This is a genomic window from Metallococcus carri (assembly GCF_011440275.1).
In the GTDB taxonomy this organism is placed as follows: Bacteria; Actinomycetota; Actinomycetes; order Actinomycetales; family Dermatophilaceae; genus Metallococcus; species Metallococcus carri.
Map to the genome: position 1 here is coordinate 192,754 of NZ_JAAOIV010000003.1, position 20,947 is coordinate 213,700.

The 20,947-nt window shown below is 69.2% G+C and carries 17 protein-coding genes; 3 read left to right on the forward strand and 14 right to left on the reverse strand.

Going from position 1 to position 20,947, the window contains the following annotated elements; genetic code table 11:
* Positions 1 to 13: 13 nt before the first annotated feature.
* The 3 genes from G9U51_RS05560 (at position 14) to rarD (ending at position 4,070) form a co-directional block, all read left to right on the forward strand.
* Complete coding sequence (locus G9U51_RS05560; RefSeq protein ID WP_166194427.1) at positions 14 to 1,879, forward strand: 2-oxoacid:acceptor oxidoreductase subunit alpha; 1,866 nt, start codon at positions 14 to 16, stop codon at positions 1,877 to 1,879.
* Positions 1,876 to 2,946 carry a 2-oxoacid:ferredoxin oxidoreductase subunit beta gene (locus tag G9U51_RS05565; protein ID WP_166194430.1) on the forward strand — a complete coding sequence of 357 codons (1,071 nt, stop codon included), beginning with the start codon at positions 1,876 to 1,878 and terminating at the stop codon, positions 2,944 to 2,946. Before G9U51_RS05560 ends, G9U51_RS05565 begins: the two co-directional genes overlap by 4 nt.
* A gap of 194 nt (positions 2,947 to 3,140) precedes the next feature.
* Entirely contained in the window at positions 3,141 to 4,070 is a 930-nt protein-coding gene (rarD, locus tag G9U51_RS05570) for an EamA family transporter RarD (protein WP_166194433.1), read from the forward strand.
* Between the two features lie 2 nt (positions 4,071 to 4,072).
* Here rarD and G9U51_RS05575 read toward each other — a convergent pair whose 3' ends face one another.
* The 14 genes from G9U51_RS05575 to nuoE all read right to left on the reverse strand — a co-directional run bounded on the left by G9U51_RS05575 (position 4,073) and on the right by nuoE (position 20,922).
* Positions 4,073 to 5,383 (reverse strand): D-arabinono-1,4-lactone oxidase, encoded by a 1,311-nt coding sequence (locus G9U51_RS05575; RefSeq protein ID WP_166194436.1) that lies wholly within the window; start codon positions 5,381 to 5,383, stop codon positions 4,073 to 4,075.
* Entirely contained in the window at positions 5,376 to 6,527 is a 1,152-nt protein-coding gene (locus G9U51_RS05580) for an alanine racemase (protein ID WP_166194439.1), read from the reverse strand. Before G9U51_RS05580 ends, G9U51_RS05575 begins: the two co-directional genes overlap by 8 nt.
* Positions 6,524 to 7,120, reverse strand: coding sequence for a TetR/AcrR family transcriptional regulator (locus G9U51_RS05585; RefSeq protein WP_166194442.1), 597 nt, complete (start codon positions 7,118 to 7,120; stop codon positions 6,524 to 6,526). The genes G9U51_RS05580 and G9U51_RS05585 overlap by 4 nt, the downstream gene beginning before the upstream one ends.
* Before the next feature lie 54 nt (positions 7,121 to 7,174).
* Positions 7,175 to 8,164, reverse strand: a complete 990-nt coding sequence (locus G9U51_RS05590) for a polyprenyl synthetase family protein (RefSeq protein WP_166194445.1) — start codon at positions 8,162 to 8,164, stop codon at positions 7,175 to 7,177.
* Positions 8,161 to 9,696 (reverse strand): NADH-quinone oxidoreductase subunit NuoN, encoded by a 1,536-nt coding sequence (gene nuoN, locus G9U51_RS05595; protein WP_166194448.1) that lies wholly within the window; start codon positions 9,694 to 9,696, stop codon positions 8,161 to 8,163. Before nuoN ends, G9U51_RS05590 begins: the two co-directional genes overlap by 4 nt.
* Positions 9,696 to 11,222, reverse strand: a complete 1,527-nt coding sequence (locus G9U51_RS05600; protein WP_166194451.1) for an NADH-quinone oxidoreductase subunit M — start codon at positions 11,220 to 11,222, stop codon at positions 9,696 to 9,698. Before G9U51_RS05600 ends, nuoN begins: the two co-directional genes overlap by 1 nt.
* Positions 11,222 to 13,078, reverse strand: coding sequence for an NADH-quinone oxidoreductase subunit L (nuoL, locus tag G9U51_RS05605; protein ID WP_166194914.1), 1,857 nt, complete (start codon positions 13,076 to 13,078; stop codon positions 11,222 to 11,224). Before nuoL ends, G9U51_RS05600 begins: the two co-directional genes overlap by 1 nt.
* Before the next feature lie 115 nt (positions 13,079 to 13,193).
* Positions 13,194 to 13,493 carry an NADH-quinone oxidoreductase subunit NuoK gene (nuoK, locus tag G9U51_RS05610; RefSeq protein WP_166194454.1) on the reverse strand — a complete coding sequence of 100 codons (300 nt, stop codon included), beginning with the start codon at positions 13,491 to 13,493 and terminating at the stop codon, positions 13,194 to 13,196.
* Positions 13,490 to 14,278, reverse strand: a complete 789-nt coding sequence (locus tag G9U51_RS05615; protein WP_166194457.1) for an NADH-quinone oxidoreductase subunit J — start codon at positions 14,276 to 14,278, stop codon at positions 13,490 to 13,492. The genes nuoK and G9U51_RS05615 overlap by 4 nt, the downstream gene beginning before the upstream one ends.
* A complete protein-coding gene (gene nuoI / locus G9U51_RS05620) occupies positions 14,278 to 14,958 on the reverse strand; it encodes an NADH-quinone oxidoreductase subunit NuoI (protein ID WP_166194460.1) in 681 nt (226 codons plus the stop codon). The genes G9U51_RS05615 and nuoI overlap by 1 nt, the downstream gene beginning before the upstream one ends.
* Entirely contained in the window at positions 14,951 to 16,291 is a 1,341-nt protein-coding gene (nuoH, locus tag G9U51_RS05625) for an NADH-quinone oxidoreductase subunit NuoH (RefSeq protein WP_166194463.1), read from the reverse strand. The genes nuoI and nuoH overlap by 8 nt, the downstream gene beginning before the upstream one ends.
* Positions 16,288 to 18,777, reverse strand: a complete 2,490-nt coding sequence (locus G9U51_RS05630; protein WP_166194466.1) for an NADH-quinone oxidoreductase subunit G — start codon at positions 18,775 to 18,777, stop codon at positions 16,288 to 16,290. The genes nuoH and G9U51_RS05630 overlap by 4 nt, the downstream gene beginning before the upstream one ends.
* On the reverse strand, positions 18,774 to 20,087 hold the full coding sequence (gene nuoF / locus G9U51_RS05635; RefSeq protein WP_166194469.1) for an NADH-quinone oxidoreductase subunit NuoF: 1,314 nt from the start codon (positions 20,085 to 20,087) through the stop codon (positions 18,774 to 18,776). Before nuoF ends, G9U51_RS05630 begins: the two co-directional genes overlap by 4 nt.
* A complete protein-coding gene (gene nuoE / locus G9U51_RS05640; RefSeq protein WP_166194472.1) occupies positions 20,080 to 20,922 on the reverse strand; it encodes an NADH-quinone oxidoreductase subunit NuoE in 843 nt (280 codons plus the stop codon). Before nuoE ends, nuoF begins: the two co-directional genes overlap by 8 nt.
* Between the last annotated feature and the right edge of the window lie 25 nt (positions 20,923 to 20,947).

The following is a 20,947-nucleotide window of genomic DNA, read 5'->3' on the forward strand; positions in this document are numbered from 1 at the left end:
CAGTGCAGGCACCGTGACCAGCAAGACCACCCAGACGCTCGACCGCGTCGTCATCCGCTTCGCCGGCGACTCCGGCGATGGCATGCAACTCACCGGCGACCGGTTCACCTCCGACTCCGCGGTGCTCGGCAACGACCTGTCGACGCTGCCCAATTTTCCCGCCGAGATCCGCGCGCCGCAGGGCACCCTGCCGGGCGTCTCGAGCTTCCAGCTGCACTTCGCCGACCACGACGTGCTCACCCCGGGTGACGCGCCGGACGTGCTCGTCGCGATGAATCCCGCTGCGCTCAAAGCGAATCTCGGCGATCTGCCGCGCGGCGCGACGATCATCGCCAACAGCGACGAGTTCACCAAGCGCAATCTCGCCAAGGTCGGGTATGCCGACAACCCGCTCGAGGACGACTCGCTCGAGTCCTGGCAGGTGCATGCCGTGCCGCTGACGTCGATCACGGTCGAGGCCCTGGCCGAGCACGACGCGCTCACCCGCAAGGACAAGGAGCGCGCGAAGAATATGTTTGCGCTCGGCCTGCTGTCCTGGCTCTACACCCGCCCGCTCGACGGCACGGTCTCCTTCCTCGAACGCAAGTTCGCGACCAAGCCGGAGATCCTCGCGGCCAACCTGGCCGCGCTCAAGGCGGGGCACGCCTATGGCGAGACGACTGAGACCTTCGCGGTGCAGTATGCCGTCGCCCCGGCCCGTATGCCGGGGGGCACCTACCGCAATATCACCGGCAATCTCGCCTTGGCCTATGGCTTGGTGGCGGCTGCGCATCAGACCGGCCTGCGGCTGGTGCTCGGGTCCTATCCGATCACGCCCGCCTCCGATCTGCTGCACACGCTGTCGGGTCTGAAACGTTTCGGCGTGATGACCCTGCAGGCCGAGGACGAGATCGCCGCGGTCGGTGCGGCGCTCGGTGCGTCCTTCGGTGGCTCGCTCGGTGTGACGACCACCTCCGGCCCGGGCCTCGCGCTGAAGGCCGAGACGATCGGTCTCGGGGTCTCCCTGGAGTTGCCGCTCATCGTGGTCGACGTGCAGCGCGGCGGACCTTCGACGGGCCTGCCCACCAAGACCGAGCAGGCCGACCTGTTGCAGGCGATGTTCGGTCGCAATGGTGAATCGCCGGTCGCCGTCATCGCGCCGTCCACGCCGGCCGACTGCTTCGACATCGCGCTGGAGGCGGCGCGCATCGCGACGGCATACCGCACGCCGGTGATCGTGCTGTCCGATGGTTACCTGGCCAATGGCTCCGAGCCGTGGCGGATCCCCGCGGTCGAGACGCTGCCGACGATGCCGGTGGAGTTCACCACCGAGCCGAATGACGTTGACGCACAAGGCAAACCGGTCTTCCACGGTTACAAGCGCGACCCCGAGACGCTCGCGCGGCCGTGGGCGGTGCCGGGCACTCCCGGACTGGAACATCGCGTGGGCGGCATCGAGAAGGCCGACATCACCGGCAACATTAGTTACGACCCGACCAACCACGACCACATGGTCCGCACCCGCGCGGCGAAGATCGCCGGCATCGAGGTGCCCGACCTGGCGGTCGACGACCCGAGCGGCGACGCACGGCTGCTGGTGCTCGGCTGGGGGTCGACCTACGGTCCGATCCAGGCCGCGGCGCGGTTGCTGCGCAACGGGGGTGAGCGGGTGGCGACGGCGCACCTGCGGCACCTCAACCCGTTCCCGGCCAACCTCGGCGAGGTGCTGCGCGGCTATGACCGCGTCGTGCTGCCGGAGATGAACCTCGGCCAGCTCGCGCTGCTGCTGCGCGGCAGGTATCTCGTCGACATCCACTCGCACACGGCGGTCCGCGGGCTGCCGTTCACCGCCGCCGAACTCGCGACCGCGATCGGCGAGCAGTTGGAGGAGCTGAAGTGAGCGTTGATATTGGTATGCCGAGTGTGGGGACTTCCGGCGTGCCCCGCCTGCCCGACGGAGAAGCGTTGTCCCGCAAGGACTTCACCTCCGATCAGGAAGTGCGGTGGTGCCCGGGATGTGGTGACTATGCGATCCTCGCGGCGGTGCAGGGCTTCCTGCCCGAGCTGGGATTGAAGCGGGAGAACATCGTCTTCGTGTCGGGCATCGGCTGCTCGTCGCGCTTCCCCTACTACCTCGACACCTACGGCATGCACTCGATCCACGGGCGGGCGCCGGCGATCGCGACCGGGCTGGCGACCAGCCGCGAGGACCTGTCGGTCTGGGTGGTGACTGGTGACGGTGACGCGCTGTCGATCGGCGGCAACCACCTGATCCACGCACTGCGCCGCAATGTCAACATCACGATTCTGTTGTTCAACAACAAGATCTACGGCCTCACCAAGGGCCAGTACTCCCCCACCTCCGATGTCGGCGCGATCACCAAGTCGACGCCGGTGGGGTCGGTCGATGCGCCCTTCAATCCGGTGTCGCTCGCGCTCGGTGCGGAGGCGAGTTTCGTTGCGCGCACGATGGATTCGGACCGCAAGCATCTCACCGACGTGCTGCGTGCCGCCGCCGCGCACCGGGGCGCCTCGCTGGTGGAGATCTACCAGAACTGCCCGATCTTCAACGACGGCGCCTTCCAGTTGCTGAAGGATCGCGACGAGGCGCAGGCCCGGCTGCTGCACCTCGTTGACGGCGAACCCATCCGCGCCGGCGAGGGTGCCGACGCCCGCGTCGTGGTGCGTGACGTCGACGGGCTGCGCGTGGTGCCGGAGCAGGACGCGGACCCGGCGGCCGTCATACGGCACCGCGTCGACGACCCGGACCCCTCGACCGCGTTCGCGATCTCGCGACTGGACGACCCGTCGTTCGCGCACGTGCCGATGGGGATCTTCCGCTCCGTCGACCGCCCGACGTATGACGACGGCGTGCGTCGCCAGCTCGCCGCCGCCTCCGGTGAGGGTCACCACAGCGACACAGACCTGGCCACGCTGCTCGCCGGCAACGACACCTGGACGGTCTAACCGAGCGGGCACCCATCACCGCGCGAGCAGGCGGGAGGTAGGCGGCACCCAGCGCCACGGTGAAGTCTCGCCAGCGCGGTTTCGACGCGCTCCTCCGCTTCGCTCCCCCGCTTGCTCAACCAGCGACAACGGTGGCAGCGCTCGGATCGCAGACCGATGTATTGCACTTCGAAGCTTTGCACTAGCGTCGGCTCGTGAAGCAACGCAGTGAGCAGAGCCAGGGCACCGTGTACGGCTTCCTCGCCTATCTGCTGTGGGGCGCCTTCCCGCTCTACTTCGCCGCGCTCAAGCCGGCGACCGCCTTCGAGGTGCTGTGCCACCGCATCCTGTGGACGCTGGTCGTCTGCCTGATTGCCCTGGCGGCGACCAAGCAGCTGCGCTTCCTGCGCGACCTCGCACGCGACCCGCGCCGCCTTGGCACCATGGCGGTTGCGGGCGTGCTCATCGCGATCAATTGGGTCGTCTACATCTTCGCGGTCGTCACCGGCCACACCGTCGAGGCGGCCCTCGGTTACTTCCTCAACCCGCTGGTCACCGTCGCGCTCGGCGTGATCGTGCTGCGGGAGAAGCTGCGCCCCCTGCAGTGGGTCGCGGTGGGCGTCGGCGTCATCGCCTGCGTCTATCTCGCCATCGACTACGGCCGTCCGCCGCTCATCTCGATCACGCTGGCACTGACCTTCGCGGCATACGGCCTGATGAAAAAGCGCATCGGCGGCTCCGCGAACGCCCTGCAAAGCCTCGCCGCCGAGAGCGCCGTCCTCGCTCCGGTGGCCGTGGTGATCCTGGCGGTCATCACCGCGCGCGGCGAGACGACCTTCACCACCCAGGGCGTCGGGCACACGCTGCTGCTGCTCAGCACCGGCATCGCGACCGCTGTGCCATTGCTGCTCTTCGCCGCCGCGGCCTCGCGCGTGCCGCTGGTGACCATCGGGCTGCTGCAGTTCATCACGCCGGTGCTGCAGTTGCTCTGCGGCGTCCTCGTGCTCGGCGAGCACATGAACCTCGCCCGCTGGATCGGCTTCGCGATCGTCTGGGTGGCCCTCGCGATCCTCACCGTCGACTCGCTGCAGGCCACCACCCGCGCTCGCCGCCTGGCCCGCGCCGCCCAGGGCGCCGCCTGCTGAACTCAGGCGCCGAGCACCCGGTCGAGATAGGGATTGGCGAAGGTCCGCGCCGGGTCGAGCCGGTCGCGCAGCGCGACGAAGTCGTCGAACTTCGGGTATGCCGCGCGCAGCCGTGCGGCATCCAGATCGTGCATCTTGCCCCAGTGCGGGCGCGCCTCGTCCCCGCAGTGCGCGCGCAGGATCCACCAGAACGCCTCGAAATAGTCCTGGTGCGGGCGCTTGTGGAACTGGTGCACCGCGATATACCCCGAGGCGCGCCCGTAGGCGGTGGACAGCCACCGATCGTCCGCCGCGGTGAAGCGCACCTCCAGCGGGAAGGAGGTGATGGAGGAATGCCGCCGCAGCCAGCCGTCGAGCTCGCGCAGCACCGGCGCCACCGCCGCCCGCGGGACCGAGAACTCGCTCTCCCGGAAGCGCACGTCGCGGTCGGTCGGATAGACGATGTGCGACCAGTCGGTGTAGCTGCGGCCGGACAGCGCCATCGTGCTGACCCGGTTGAGCGGGGCGGACAGCCGGGGCACTCGCGTGGTGAGCTCGTTGACGACCCCGAACAGCCTGTTGGCGATCAGGTCGTCGTCCAGCCGCGCCTTCCAGCCCGGCAGGGGGTCGCGGCGCGCCAGGTCGGTATGCCGCTCGTTCAGCTTCGCGAGCACGCGACGGCTCGCCGGAAACCAGAAGAACTCGAAATGGTCGTGGGAGTCCACCAGGTCGTCCAGGCCGCCGAGCACCTCCGCCAGCTCCATCGGCTTTTCCACCGAGGTCAGCAAATAGCTTGGGACACACTGGAATTCGATTGCGGTGAGCACACCGAGCGCGCCCAACGTCAACGCCGCCCCCGGCAGCCAGTCAGCGTGCGAGGTGTCGGTGATGCGCAGCAGCGACCCGTCGGCCAGCACCAGCTCGACCCCGCGCACCATCCCGGCGAAGCCGGTCAGCCCGATGCCAGTGCCATGCGTGCCGGTGGAGGTCGCACCCGACAAGGTCTGCCGGTCGTAGTCGCCTTGGTTGGCCAGCGCGAGCCCGCGGGCATGCAGGTCGACGACCGCATCGGCCAGCCGGGTGCCCGCACCGAGCCACACCCGCCCCGCCTCCTCGTCGACCGACCGGATGCCGGCCAGCGCGTCCATCCGCAGCTGGATGTCGACCGGCTCCCCGATCCCGGTGAACGAATGCCCGGACCCAATCGGCTTGACCCGCAAGCCATCCCGCGTCGCCGTCGCGCAGATCTCCTGCACGTGCGCCACATCGCGCACCGCGATGATGCGATCCGGTTGTGCCACAACGGTGCCCGACCAGTTGCTCCACTCAGCCAAAGTTGTGCCCCTCACCCCGGTAGGTCTTCGCCGACCCCACGACCTCGCCTGCGCTGACGAGCGTCACCGTGTCGAATCGTTCGCACATCTCACCTGCTTTGGTATGCCGGAACCACACCAGGTCGCCGACCTCGAGTGAGCGCGCCGCCTCACCCCGCAGCGGCGTCTGCACCTCGCCGGCGCCTTCGGAGCCGAAGTAGCGCAACCCCGAGGGGAAAACCGGCGACGGTGACCTCGAAGCGCCGGCCGCGCCCGAGGCGGCATACCCGCCGGAGAAGGTGACCGCGACATCAGGCCGCGGCTTGCGCACGACCGGCGAGGCGAACCACGCGGCCGGCACGAGCCCGCTGTCGTCGAAGCCGTCGAAGCTCGCTGGCTTGAAAAGGCCTGAGCCTGCTGCGAGTTCGGTGACCACCGGGTCGAGGCGGGTCTGCGCGAGCGAGCCCGTGCCGCCCCCGTTGACGAACTCCAGCCGCGCGTGCTCCCCCACCGCGGCGGTATGCCGGGCCCGGTCTCGGCGCAGCTGCCGCAGTGAGGCTCGCTTCATCGCGCGGACCCCTGCCTGGTGGTCGTCCGGCACCCCGGCCACCTGGGCTTCGTAGAACATCAGGCCGATGACGCGCACCCCCGGCATACCGGAGGCGAGCCGGGCGAGGGCACTCGAGGCGGCTGGCGTGCCCAGCGACGAGCGGTGCGCGCCGACCCGCAGCCGACCGATCCGCAGCGAGCAGTCGATGTCGAGGCAGACGCGCAAGGGTGTCCCGGCCGCGAGCTCGTCGAGCAGCCGCAGGTGCTCGGGCAGATCGACCATGAAGGTCACCGCCGCGGCGAGCGAGGGCGAGCCGGCCACCTCGGCAATCGCCGCGCGGTCCACGCTCGGATAGGCGACGACTACGTCGTCAATTCCGTTGCGCGCCAACATGATTGCCTCGGCGACCGAATAGGCGAGCACGCCCTGCCAGCCGGGCCGCGCCAGCACCCGCCGGATCAGCTCCGGCACCCGCACCGACTTGCTCGCGACCCGCAGCGGCACGCCCCCGGCGGCGGATTCCAGCGCGTCGGCGTTGGCGTCGAAGGCGTCCAGGTCGACCACCGCGACCGGAGCCCCGGCGCCGCGCACCACATCCCACGGCGGCGAGATCACGTGCGCCGGCCCAGCCCCAGGGTGGCGGCGAACATCAAGGCATAGGCATCCAGCACCCGCAGCGCTGCCTGGTCGTCCCCGTCCGCGATCCAGGCGAGGGCCACCCCGTCGGTCATCGCCACGACCATCCGGGCCACTGTCTCGCGGTCGACGGGCAGCCCGTCGATCCGCAGCGCGTAGTGATCGACGAACTGCTCGACCGTCTCGTACGCCTGACGGAACATCATCCGTGCCAGATCCGGGCCCGGGTCCTCCTGGCGGACCAGATGGGTGACCAACTCATAGACCAGCCGCTGCCGGTCCCGGTTGCCGCCCGCCTCGGTCCAGTAGGACTCGAAGGCTGCGCGGATCACCGTCAGCGGATCGTCCCGCTCGATGTCGCCGAGCTCCAGCGAGGGCTGGGAGATGCTCTCGACCACCGCTTCGAACAGCGCTCGCTTGGATCCGAAGCAGTAATGCACCGTGCCCAGCGAAACCCCGGCCTCACGCGCGATCCGGCGGACGGTCGCCGCCTCGAGACCCTCGTCCAGGCCGACCCGGATCGCCGCCTGCACCAGCTCTCCACGTCGGACCTCTGCCGCCACCCGTGCCATGGCGGTCACAGTAGCCGAGCTGTTGAACGTGTGTTCAAGAACTCGTGAGTAGCACTAGCTCAGCCGGCGGGCCACCGACCCCGGCAGTTCGCGCAGGGCGCGCACCGCATCGGTGTCCGGCAATGGGTCGAGCAGCGCGGTCGCCTCCCGCGCGATCCGCTCGGTGTGCTCGCGCGCCTGCTCCAGCGCCGGGTGTGCGCGCATCAACGCCAGCGCCTCGGCGTGCTCGGCCGGGTCGGTGAGCGGCCGGGACACCAGGTCACGCAGCCGCGCGTCGGCGGGGTCGGTCGAGGCCTGCAGGTAGAGCACCGGCAACGTGACCACGCCCTCGCGCAGGTCGGTGCCGGGCTCCTTGCCGGAGGTGTCGGACGCGATGTCGAGGATGTCGTCGGCGAGCTGGAAGACCATGCCGACCTTCTCGCCATACTCCGCGAGCAATTCGACGGTCGCGGCATCGCAGCCGCCGAACATCGCGCCATAGCGCGCCGCGGTCGCGATCAGCGAGCCGGTCTTGTCCGCCAGCACGCCCAGGTAGTGCTGCAGCGGGTCCGCACCGGGCGGCGCCTGCCGGTCATCGCCGATCTGCCCGGAGCACAGCCGCACGAAGGTCCGGGCCTGGATCAGCACCGCTTCCGCACCGAGCCCGGCGACGACCTCCGAGGCCCGCCCGAAGAGCAGATCGCCCACCAGGATCGCGGTCGTGTTGCCGTATGCCGCGTTCGCGCTGGTCACCCCGCGTCGCACCTCGGCCTCGTCCATGACGTCGTCGTGGTAGAGCGAGGCGAGGTGGGTGAGCTCGACCCCGACGGCGGCGTCGACCACCTGCGGGTTCGCGCCGGCACCGACCTCGGCGGCCAGCAGAGTGAGCATCGGCCGGAAGCGCTTGCCGCCCGCGTCCAGCAGATGCCGAGAGGCACCGTCGATGAAGTCGTCGTCGTGGGCGACGACCTCGTCCAGCCGGCGCCCGACGGCCGCGAGGCCCTCGACCAACCGCTCGCTGAGCGCGTCGGTCGCCCCGGGCAGGGCGACGGTCGGCCCGCTCATCGCAGGAAGATCGACGCCGACTTCGCGGCGTCGAGCAGCGGCGACGGCAGCACGCCGAGCATCAGCGTGAGAGCGGCACCGACCGCGACGGCGGCATACGTGAGATAGGACGGGTTCACGACCGAGACGCCGTCGATCGGGTCGGAGAAGTACATCAGCACGATGACCCGCACGTAGACGAAGGCGGTCACGGCGCTGGCGAGCATCGCGAGCACGACCAGCCACACCCCGCCGTGCGCCACCGCCGGGGCGAAGAGCGCGAACTTGGCGGTGAAGCCGGAGGTGAGCGGGATGCCCGCGAAGGACAGCATCATGAACGCGAAGACCGCGGCCACGACCGGGCTGGTGCGGCCGAGGCCGGCCCACTGCGACAGATGCGTGGCCTCGGCGCCGGACTGGCGCACGAGCGCGATCAGCGCGAAGGCGGTGATGGTGCTGATGCCGTAGGCAGCCAGGTAGAACATCAGGCCGGCGATCGAGGTGCGGTCCATCGCCACGATGCCGAGCAGCAGGAAGCCCGCGTGGGTGATCGAGCTGTAGGCGAGCAGTCGCTTGACGTCCTTCTGGGTGATCGACAGCACGGCACCGACGACCATGGTCAGCGCGGCGACGACAGCGAGCACCGGCTGCCAGTTCCAGCGCAGCGCCTCGAAGCCGACGTAGAACACCCGGGCCATCGCGCCGAAGGCGGCGATCTTGGTGCAGGCGGCCATGAAACCGGTCACCGGGCTCGGTGCGCCCTGGTAGACATCCGGGGTCCAGGAGTGGAAGGGCACCGCGCCGACCTTGAACAGCAGCCCGACGGCGACGAGCAGGATGCCCGGCACCAGCAGCGAGTCCAGACCGGTGACCTGCCCGACGGCCTTGGCGATGACGCTCAGGTCGGTGCTGGTGGTGGCGCCATAAATCAACGCCGCGCCGAAGATGAAGAACGCCGAGGAGAACGCACCGAGCAGGAAGTACTTCAGCGCGGCTTCCTGCGACAGCAACCGGCGGCGCCGCGCCAGCCCGGTCATGATGTAAAGCGGCAGCGAGAGCACCTCGAGCGCCACGAACATCGTGAGCAGATTGCCCGAGGCGGGGAAGAGCATCATGCCGCCCACCGCGAAGAGCGTCAGCGGGAAGACCTCGGTGGTGGTGGCTCCGAGCCGCTCGGCCTGGGCCTCCAGCGGCGAGCCCGGCACGGACGCACCGGACTGGGTGAAGGCATCCGCGCCCTCCCGGTCCAGCCGCTCGGCCATCACCAGCACCGCGAGGATGCTGAGCGCGAGCACGATGCCCTGGAACATCAGCGTCGGGCCGTCGACGACGACCGCGCCGGCGGCGGTGATGCCCTGGTTGTCCCGGGAGTTCAGCAACAGCGCGGCGAGCGCACCGGCCAGGCCGATCAGCGTGAGGGGCAGCTGCGCGACATACCGCGACGCGCGCGGCACGAAGGCCTCCACGAGCACCCCGATCATCGCGGCCGCGAACACGATCAGCATCGGCAGCACCGCCGCGTAGTTGATCTTCGTGGCGACGAACTCGCCCATCAGTTGTGGCTCCCGTCAACGGCCGCGCCGGTGGGCGCGGGGTCCTGGACTCCGACATGCTGCAGCGTGGTCTTCACCGCGGGGCGCAGCAGGTCGAGGGCCGGCTTCGGGAAGAACCCGAGCACGACCATGATCGCGATCAACGCTCCGGCGACGACCTTCTCCCGCGGGCCGAGGTCGGCGACGGCGGCCCGCTCCGGCTTGGGCCCGGTCATCACCCGCTTGTAGAGCAGCAGGATGTAGAGCGCCGCCCAGATGACACCGGTCGCCGCGATGACACCGGCCACCTTGTACTTGCTGAAGGTGCCGATCATCACGAGGAACTCCGAGACGAAGGAGTTCATGCCGGGCAGGGCCAGGCCGGACAGGCCGGCGATGAGGAACACCCCGGCGAGCACGGGGGTGACCCGCTGCCAGCCGCCGTAGTCCTCGATCTTGCGGCTGCCCCCACGGGCGATCAGGAACCCGGCGAAGAGGAAGAGCGCCGCGGTGGTGAAGCCGTGGTTGATCATGTAGAGGTTCGCGCCGACCTGCGAGGTCGAGGTCATCGCGAAGATGCCGAGCACGATGAAGCCGAAGTGGCTGACCGAGGTGTAAGCGATCAGGCGCATCATGTCGCTCTGGCCGATGGCGACCAGCGCGGCATACACGATCGAGATCAGCGCGAGGGTGATCACGACCGGCGTCGCCCACTTGGAGGCATTCGGGAAGATCTCGAGGCAGAAGCGGATCATCCCGTAGGTGCCGACCTTGTCGAGCACGCCGACGAGCAGCACGGCCGTGGCCGGGCGCGACTCGGCGGCCGCGTCGGGCAGCCAGGTGTGCACCGGCACCATCGGCGCCTTCACCGCGAAGGCGAAGAAGAAGCCGAGGAAGAGCAGCCGCTCGGTGGTGGCCGACATCCGCAGGCCGTGCAGGTTGGTCACCAGGAAGCCCTGGTCACCGCCGGGTCCCTGCTGGAACAGCCCGATCACGGCGACCAGCATGATCAGCCCGCCGAGCAGCGAGAAGATCAGGAACTTGACCGCGGCATACTGCCGGCGCGGGCCGCCGAAGCTGCCGATCAGGAAGTAGACCGGGATCAGCATCGCCTCGAAGAAGACGTAGAACAAGAAGACGTCCGTGGCGGCGAAGACGCCGACCATGAAGGTCTCCAGCGACAGCATGAGCGCGAAATAGCCGCGCGCCCGCGGGCCGTCGACGTCCTTCCACGCGGCGAAGATCGAGATCGGCACGAGCACCAGGCTCATCAGGATCAGGCTGAGTGAGATGCCGTCGACGCCGAGCGCGTAGGACACCCCGAACTGCGGGATCCACGAGTGCGTCTCGGTGAGCTGGAACTGCGCGGTGCTGCCGGACTTGTACTGGGTCGCGGCGGCGATGCCGAGCACCAGGGTGACGAGCGAGAAGACCAGCGCCACCATCCGTGCCGACGCCGCGGCCGCCTTGGGCAGGGCCGCGACGACGATGGCACCGATGAGCGGCAGCAGGCCGATCGTCGTCAGCCAGGGGAAACTACTCGACATCACTGAATCACCCAGACCAGACCGAGGATGGCGACGACGCCGGTGAGCATCGTCAGGGCATACGAGCGCACGAAACCGTTCTGCAGCTTGGCCAGGCGCGAGGAACTTCCGCCGATGAGCGCGGCCGTGCCGCCGGCGGCACCATCGACGCCCTTGTTGTCGGCGAAGACCAGACCGCGGGTCAGGTGCAGACCCGGGCGGGCGAAGATCGCCTCGTTGACGTCGTCCTGGTAGAGGTCCTTGCGCGCGGCGCGGGTCGCGAGCGACCCGACCGGCGGCACCACCGGCACCGCGTCACGGACATACCGCATCCAGGCCAGCGCGACGCCCGCGGCGACGAGCAGCAACGTGAGGACGATCAAGACCGGCACCGGTATGACGGGCTCACCCTCCTCGTGCGCGCCGGTCACCGGAGCGAGCCAGTCGGTGATGATGCCCGTCGGGCCGATCGCCAGACCCAGCAGGGCCGAGCCGACCGCGAGCACCATCATCGGGATCGTCATGGTGAGCGGCGACTCGTGCGGGTGCACGTCGTCGGTCCAGCGGCGCTTGCCGTGGAAGGTCATGAAGAACAGCCGGGACATGTAGAACGCGGTGATGCCGGCGCAGATCAGCGCGGCCAGGCCGAAGACCCAGGGCCGCCAGCCCTCGCCGATGAAGGCCGCCTCGATGATCTTGTCCTTGGACCAGAAGCCGGACAGGCCGGGCACACCGATGATCGCCAGCCAGCCGAGGCCGAAGGTGATCCAGGTGATCTTCATGACCGCGGACAGCCCGCCGAAGCGGCGCATGTCGACCTGGTCGTTCATGCCGTGCATGACCGACCCGGCACCGAGGAACATCCCGGCCTTGAAGAAGCCGTGCGTGACGAGGTGGAAGATCGCGAAGGCGTAGCCGACCGGGCCCAGCCCGGCGGCCAGGATCATGTAGCCGATCTGGCTCATCGTCGAGGCGGCGAGCGCCTTCTTCAGGTCGTCCTTGGCGCAACCGACGATGGCGCCGAACATCAGCGTGATCGCCCCGACGATGCAGACGGCCAGGCGCGCGTCCGGGGTCGCGGTGTAGATGGCATTGCTGCGCACGATCAGGTAGACGCCGGCGGTCACCATGGTCGCGGCGTGGATCAGCGCGGACACCGGCGTCGGGCCGGCCATCGCATCACCGAGCCAGGCCTGCAGCGGGAACTGCGCGGACTTACCGCAGGCGGCGACGAGCAGCAGGATGCCGATGATCGTCAGGGTGCCCTTGCCGGCGCCGGCCACGCTCGCATTCACGCTGGCGAAGTCGAGCTTGCCGAAGGTGGCGAACATCGTGAACATCGCGAGCAGCAGGCCGAGGTCGCCGACACGGTTCATGATGAAGGCCTTGTTGGCGGCGGTCGCGTAGGCCGGGTTCCAGTTCCAGAAGCCGATCAGCAGGTATGACGCGAGGCCCACCCCCTCCCAGCCCAGGAAGAGGCCGAGGTAGGAGTCGGCGAGCACCAGCGTGAGCATCGCCGCGATGAACAGGTTCAGGTAGGCGAAGAAGCGGCGCTTGTCCGGGTCGTGCTCCATGTAGCCGAGGGAGTAGACGTGGATCAGCGAGCCGACGAAGGTGATCAGCATGACGAAGGTCATCGACAGCGGGTCCATCAGCATGCCGAAGTTCACGTCGAGCTTGCCGGCGGGGATCCACGAGTAGAGGTTCAGGTGCAGCGACCGCTCGCCGGCCGCCATACCCATCAGCTGAAGCAGCACGGCGACGCCGACACCGAAGGACGCCCAGGACAGGGCGGTCGCCAGCAGTGGACCGATCTTGTTGAGCGCCTTGCCACCGACGAGCAGCAGCGCGGCGCCGGCGAGCGGCAGCGCGATCATCAGCCAGCCGATCGCCGAGGCGCCCGACGCGTCACGGGTCGTCAACGCCGAACCCTCGGCGGCCAGACTCGCGACGTGGGGGGATAGGGAGAGCACTCCGGTCACCGCTCCTTCTTTACAGCTTCAGCAGGTTCGCGTCGTCGACCGAGGCCGACCGGCGAGCACGGAAGATGGCCATGATGATGGCGAGGCCGACCACGACCTCGGCCGCCGCCACGACCATCACGAACAGGGCGATGACCTGGCCGTCGAGCGAGCCTTGCATGCGCGCGAAGGTCACGAACGCCAGGTTGGCGGCATTGAGCATCAGCTCGACGCCCATGAACACGATGATCGCGTTGCGGCGCAGCAGCACCGTGGTCGCGCCGATCGCGAAGAGGATCGTCGACAGGTAGACGTAGACGGTGATGTTCACTTGTCGTCTCCGTTCCCGCGGCGGGTCATGTCACCGGTCTCGCCTTCGAGCTCCTGGGAGATGGCGAGCTCCTTGTCCGCCGTCGCGACCTGGCCGCGCGCCTTGAGCACGCGCGAGATCGACAGCTCGCTGGTGCTGCCGTCGGGCAGCAGCGCCGGGGTGTCGACCGCGTTGTGCCGGGCATAGACACCGGGCGCCGGCAGGCCGGCGACATTGCGACCGCTCTTGATCCGGGCGCGCGACCAGTCGGCCTGGCTCGGGCGCTCGGACAGCCGCTCGCGGTGAGCGAGCATCATCGCGCCGAGCGCGGCGGTGATCAGCAGCGCGGAGGTGGCCTCGAAGACCCAGACGTAGTTGCCGAAGATCAGCCGGGCGATGCCGCTGACATTGCCCTGCGAGTTGGCCCGGTCCAGGCCGGTGCCCGCGGGGAAGGTGGCCTTGCCGATGGTCGCCAGACCGAGCGCGGCGAGGGCCAGGCCCAGCAGTAACCCGGCCCAGCGCTGACCGCGGATGGTCTCGACCAGCGAGTCGGAGCTGTCGACGCCGACCAGCATGATGACGAACAGGAACAGCATCATCACCGCGCCGGAGTAGACGAAGATCTGGATGACGCCGAGGAACTCGGCCTGCTGGGCGATATAGAAGATGCCCAGCACGACCATCGTCAGCGCCATACCCATCGCGGCGTGCACCGCCTTGCGGGCGAAGAGCAGCGCGAGCGCACCGATCACCGACAGCGGTGCGGCAAGCGCGAACAGGGTGGACTCGGCACCCCCGAGCTTCATCACGGGCGGCCCTCCCCAGCGTGTTGTCCTGCCTCCTGGTGCTCCACCGGGAGGGTGTCCGGCTCATCGACGGTCGTGTCGCCGTCGTGCCGCTCGACCCATTCCTGCTGGGCCGGGGTGGCGCCGGTGACCTTGCCGAGGTAGTAGTCGCGCTCGTCCATGCCCTCGACCATCGGGTGCGGCGCGGGCAGCATGCCGGACAACACCGGCGCGAGCAACTGGTCCTTGGTGAAGATCAGGTCGGCGCGGTTGTCGTCGGCGAGTTCGTACTCGTTGGTCATCGTGAGCGCGCGGGTCGGGCAGGCCTCGATGCACAGGCCGCAGAAGATGCAGCGCAGGTAGTTGATCTGGTAGACGCGGCCGTAGCGCTCGCCGGGGCTAAACCGCTCCCCTGCCGCGTCGTCGTTGTTGGCGCCCTCGACCAGGATGGCGTCGGCCGGGCAGGCCCACGCGCACAGCTCGCAGCCGACGCATTTCTCCAGCCCGTCCGGGTGGCGGTTGAGCTGGTGCCGGCCGTGGAAGCGCAGCTGGGTCGGGCGCTTCTGCTCGGGGTATTCCTCGGTCTGCACCTTGCGGAACATCGTCGCGAAGGTGACGCCGAACCCGGCGACGGGCGCGAAGAGGTCCTTGAAGGACCCGCCCTTGTCGGGATCGGGGCGTCGGTTGCCGTTGTCAGCCACGGGGTTCCTCCGGGTCGGTGGTGGTGCGGGCGCCGGTCAACGCGGGACGCGACTCACGCAGTCGCTGGCCCGGCATCGGCGGGACCGGGTGACCGCCGGCGAAGGGGTCGATCTCCTCCGGCTGGCGGGGTGCCTTCTCCGCCTCGGCCCGCGAGCGGCGCACATCGAAGGCCCATGCCGCGGCGAAGACCACGATGATGACGGCCGCGATGACGAGCAGCAGCGAGCGGCGAATGTCGGTGAAGCCCAACGAGATCTGCCCGTTGCCGAGGAAGCCGTTGTTGGCGGCGCGCATGAACGCCACCGCGACCACCCAGGCCAGGGTCAGCGGGATCAGCACCTTCCAGCCGAGGCGCATGAACTGGTCGTAGCGGACGCGCGGCAGCGAGCCACGCAGCCAGACGAAGAAGAACATGAACATCCACAGCTTGATAAAGAACCACAGCAGGCCCCACCAGCCGCCGTTCATGCCGAGCGCGGCGAACCCGGGAGGTGCCTGCCAGCCGCCGAGGAAGAGCGTGGTCGCCAGGGCGGAGACCGTGAACATGTTGACGTACTCGCCGAGGAAGAACATCGCGAACTTCAGCGAGGAGTATTCGGTGTGGAAGCCACCGGTCAACTCGCCCTCACCCTCGGCGAGGTCGAAGGGCAACCGGTTGGTCTCGCCGACCATGGTGATGACGTAGACGATGAACGAGAAGAACATCGGCAGCACGTGCCACAGGCTCTTTTGCGAGGTGACGACCTGCGAGGTGGACATCGAGCCGGAGTAGAGGAAGACCGCGACCAGCGACAGGCCCATCGCGATCTCGTAGGAGATCACCTGCGCCGAGCTGCGCAGCCCACCGAGCAGCGGGTAGGTCGAGCCGGAGGACCAGCCCGCCAGCACGATGCCGTAGACACCCACGCCCGCGACGGCCAGCACGAGCAGCGTGGCGACCGGGGTGTCGGTGAGCTGCAGCGGGGTGCGGTGGCCGAACATCCACACTTCATTGGACAGCGGGATGATCGCGAAGGACACGAACGCCATCGCCCCGGCGATCGCCGGCGCCAGCCAGAACATCAGCTTGTCGGCGTTCTTGGGGACGATGTCCTCCTTGAGCGCCAGCTTCACGCCGTCGGCAAGGGTCTGCAGCAGACCGAACGGGCCGGTGCGGTTCGGGCCGGGACGCTGCTGCATCCGGCCGATGACCCGCCGCTCGAACCAGATCACGAGCAGGGTGTTGAGCAGCAGGAAGACGAACAGCATGAGCGCCTTGATCAGCGACAACCACCACGGGGTGTCGCTGAAGTCGGCGACCGGGTTGTCGGTCACGCTCGCCAGCGCGTTCATCGGGCACCTGCCTTGCGGAGGGCGACCGGCGCGCCCGCGTCGACGCCGAGCATCGAGCGGACCGCGCAGTCGCGGGAATTGGTCGGCACCCACACCACGTGGTCGGGCATCTCGGTCACCAGCACCGGGAGGGTGACCTCGCCGATCTTGGTGGACAAGGTGAGCGCGTCGCCGTCGCGGACACCGGCGCCGGCCGCGGTCGCCGCCGACACGCGGGCGATGGTCGGGCGGGCGGTGCCGGCGAGATAGGGCTCGCCGTCCTGCAGCCGCCCGGCGTCGAGCAGTTGCGCCCAGGTGGCGAGCACCGCTTCGCCGACGAGCGGGCGCGGGGCCGGGCCGCGGCGGGCGCGCGGGCGGACCACGCGCTCCCCCGTCCACGGGCCGAGCTCGGCCATCTCGGCGCGCACCTGGTCCACCGACCGGGTGCCGAGGAAGTCGCCCATCTCGGCGGACAGCAGGTCGAGCACGCGGTGGTCGGCCATCGCCTGGGTGTCCAGAGCGCGCTCGAAGGGGCGCACGCGACCCTCCCAGTCGACATACATGCCGGCCTTCTCCTGCTGGGGAGCCACCGGGAGTATGACGTCAGCGTGCTCGGCCACCGCCGAATCGCGGACTTCGAGGGACACCACGAAAGCACGCTGCAGCGCAGCGCGCACGACGTCCTGGTCGAGCAGGTCGTGCGGGTCGACGCCGCCCACGACCAGACCGGACAGGGAGCCGTCCGCCGCGGCGCGCACGATCGCGTTGCCGTCCCGGCCGGGCTGCGCGGGCAGGTCGGTGGCGCCCCACACGGTGGCGACCTGGTCGCGGGCCTGCGGGTTGTCGACGCTGCGGCCGCCGGGCAGCAGCGTCGGCAGCGCACCGGCTTCGAGCGCACCGCGCTCACCGGCGCGACGCGGCACCCACGCCACCCGGGCGTCCTTGGCGGCGGCGAGGGCGAGCACGGCCGACAGCGCGCCGGGCACGCTCGCCATCCGCTCACCGACGAGGATCACGCTGCCGGAGGAGAACTCGCCCGCGACCTCGTCCAGGCCACCGCCGGGGTTGGCCAGCGCGTCGAGCACCTCGGCCTCGGTGCCGGGTGCGGTCGGCACGAGGGTTCCGCCCAGCTTGCCCAGGCCGCGGCTGGCGAAGGGCGCCAGCGAGAAGACCTTGACCTTGCCCTTGCGGGCTCCCTTGCGCAGGCGCAGGAAGACGATCGGGCTCTCGTCCTCGGGCTCGAAGCCCACGAGCAGCACCGACGGGGCGTGCTCGAGGTCGGCATATGTGACGGCTCCGCCCTCGGGGCCGGTGGCGACGACCTGGTGAGCCAGGAAGTCGGCTTCCTCGGCCGAGTGCGGCCGAGCCCGGAAGTCGATGTCATTGGTGCCGAGCACCAGCCGGGTGAACTTGCTGTAGGCATAGGCGTCTTCGGCGCTGATGCGCCCACCGGTGAGCACACCGACGCCCCGGGCGTCCCGCGCCGCGGCGAGACCGCGCGCAGCCGCCTCGAGCGCCTCAGGCCAGCCGGCGACCCGCAGCTCGCCGTTCGCGTCGCGCACCATCGGGGTCTGCACGCGGTCGCGGGTGGCGTACTGGAAGGCCCAGCGGCCCTTGTCGCAGTTCCACTCCTCGTTGACGTCGACGTCCAGCAGCGCCATCCGGCGCAGCACGACGCCGCGTCGGTGGTCGGTGCGCAGCGAGCAGCCGCTCGCGCAGTGCTCGCACACGCTCGGGGTCGACACCAGGTCGAACGGGCGGGACCGGAAGCGGTATGCCGAGCCGGTGAGCGCGCCGACCGGGCAGATCTGCACCGTGTTGCCCGAGAAATACGACTCGAACGGCTGTTCTTCGTAGATGCCGACCTGCTGCAACGCACCGCGCTCGATCAGCGCGATGAAGGGATCACCGGCGACCTGGTCGGAGAACCGGGTGCAGCGGGCACACAGCACGCAGCGCTCCCGGTCGAGCAGCACCTGGGAGGAGATGTTGATCGGCTTGGGGTAGGTGCGCTTGATGTCCTCGAAGCGCGAGATCGGCCGGCCGTTGCTCATCGCCTGGTTCTGCAACGGGCATTCGCCGCCCTTGTCACACACCGGGCAGTCGAGCGGGTGGTTGATGAGCAGCAGCTCCATCACGCCCTGCTGGGCCTTGTCGGCCACCGGCGAGGTCTGCTGGGTCTTGACCTCCATGCCGTCGCTGACCTCGAGGGTGCAGGACGCCTGCGGCTTGGGCATCGGCTTCATCGAGCCGTCCGGGCCCTTGGTCGACACCTCGACCAGGCACTGCCGGCAGGCGCCGATCGGGTCGAGCAGCGGGTGGTCGCAGAACCGCGGGATCTGCACGCCGACCTTCTCGGCGGCGCGAATGACGAGCGTGCCCTTGGGCACGCTCACCGGCACACCGTCGATGGTCAGCGTGATGTCGTCGGCCGCGATGGGCGGCGCGGCGTTGCCACCCTTGTCGACGGCATTGCCGCCGGCGGAGGGAGAGGTGACGGTCGTCATACGGAGACGGTCTCCTTCGTGTCGAACAGCACCGAACGCTCCGGCGGGAAGGCGACCCACCAGGGCGTGTGCATGCCGGTTTCGAACTCCTCGCGGAAGTACTGCACCGCAGAGGTGACGGGGCTGGTCGCGCCGTCGCCGAGCGCGCAGAAGCTGCGGCCGAGGATGTTGTCACAGACGTCGAGCAGGGTGTCGATGTCCCCTTGCGTGCCCTGCCCGTGCTCCAGGCGGGTCATGATCTGCTTCAGCCAGAAGGTGCCCTCGCGGCAGGGGGTGCATTTGCCGCAGGACTCGTGGGCATAGAAGTCGATCCAGCGGCTCACCGCGCGCACGACCGAGACGGTCTCGTCGAAGATCTGCAGCGCACGGGTGCCGAGCATCGAGCCGGCCGCGGCGACCGACTCGAAGTCGAGCGGCACGTCCAGGTGCTCGGCGGTGAAGATCGGCGTCGAGGATCCGCCCGGCGTCCAGAACTTCAGCTGGTGACCATTACGCATGCCACCGGCCATGTCGATCAGCTCGCGCAGCGTGATGCCGAGCGGGGCTTCGTACTGGCCGGGGCGGGTCACGTGGCCGGACAGGCTGAAGATGCCGAAACCGCTGGACTTCTCGGTGCCCATGCCCTTGAACCAGTCCGCGCCGTGCAACAGGATCGGCGGCACCGACGCGATCGATTCGACATTGTTGACGACGGTCGGGCGGGCGTAGAGACCGGCGACGGCCGGGAACGGCGGCTTCAGGCGCGGCTGGCCGCGACGGCCCTCGAGACTGTCGAGCAGCGCGGTCTCCTCGCCGCAGATGTAAGCGCCCGCGCCGGCGTGCACGGTTACATCGAGGTCGAAACCGGTGCCGTGGATGTTCTTGCCGAGGTGGCCCGCGGCATACGCCTCCTCGACCGCCTTCTGCAGCCGCCGGTAGACGTGCACGACCTCGCCGCGCACGTAGATGAAGGCGTGGTTGCAGCCGATGGCGTAGGAGGTGATCGCCACGCCCTCGATGAGGAAGTGCGGCGCGGCCATCATCAGCGGGATGTCCTTGCAGGTGCCCGGCTCGGACTCATCGGCGTTGACCACGAGATAGCGAGGGCCGCCGTCCGGCTTGGGCAGGAAGCCCCACTTCATGCCGGTCGGGAAGCCCGCGCCGCCACGGCCGCGCAGCCCGGAGTCCTTGGCCATCGCGACCAGATCCTCCTGGCTCATGCCGAGCGCCTTGTCGAGCGCCTGGTAGCCCTCGTTGTCCAGATAGGTCTGCAAGGTCCAGCTCTGGGCGGCGTCCCAGAACTTGGTGAGGATCGGCGTGAGGTCAGTCATTCTGCTCACCCTTCGCTGCTTCCGGGGTGCCGTGGCCCTCGGTGCTGGATTGGGTCGTGCCCGGCAGATTCTCCTGCTGTATGCCGGAGGCCTGCTCGGTCGCCTGGTGCTCGCCGCCCACCTCGTTCGCGGAGCCGGGGGCAACCCAACCACGCTCGTGGGCGAGCTTGAGGCCCTCGAGGGAGGCGGGGCCGGCGCCCGGGCCCTGGTCGGCCAGGCCGTCCGGGAAGCCGGCGAGCGTGCGCGACATCTGCTTGAAGGTGCACACGCGGTTCGGCCCGCGGCTCGGGCGCACCTCGGCGCCCTCGCGCAGGTCGTCGACCAGGCGGTTGGTCGACTCCGGCGTCATGTTGTCGAAGAACTCCCAGTTGGCCATGACCACCGGGGCGTAATCGCACGCGGCATTGCACTCGATCCGCTCGAGGGTGACCTTGCCGTCCGGCGTCGTCTCGTCGTGACCGATGCCGAGGTGCTCGCTCACCGACTCCCAGATGGCGTCGCCGCCCATGATCGCGCACAGCGTGTTGGTGCAGACGCCGACGGTGTATTCGCCGTTGGGGTGGCGCTTGTACTGCGTGTAGAAGGTCGCCACACCGGACACCTCTGCGTCGGTGAGCTCGAGCTTCTCGGCGCAGAAGGTCACGCCGCGGCCGGTGACATAGCCGTCGACGCTCTGGATCAGGTGCAGCATCGGCAGCAGCGCGGAGCGCTTCTGCGGGTAGCGCGCGATGATCGCATCGGAGTCGGCGTTGAGCTGGGCGAGCTGCTCAGCGGTGTACGGCTGGTCGCTGGCCTGCAGCGGCGTGAGTTCGTGCAGCGGGCTGTGATCGACCATCAGCGATCGACGCCTCCCATCCCCA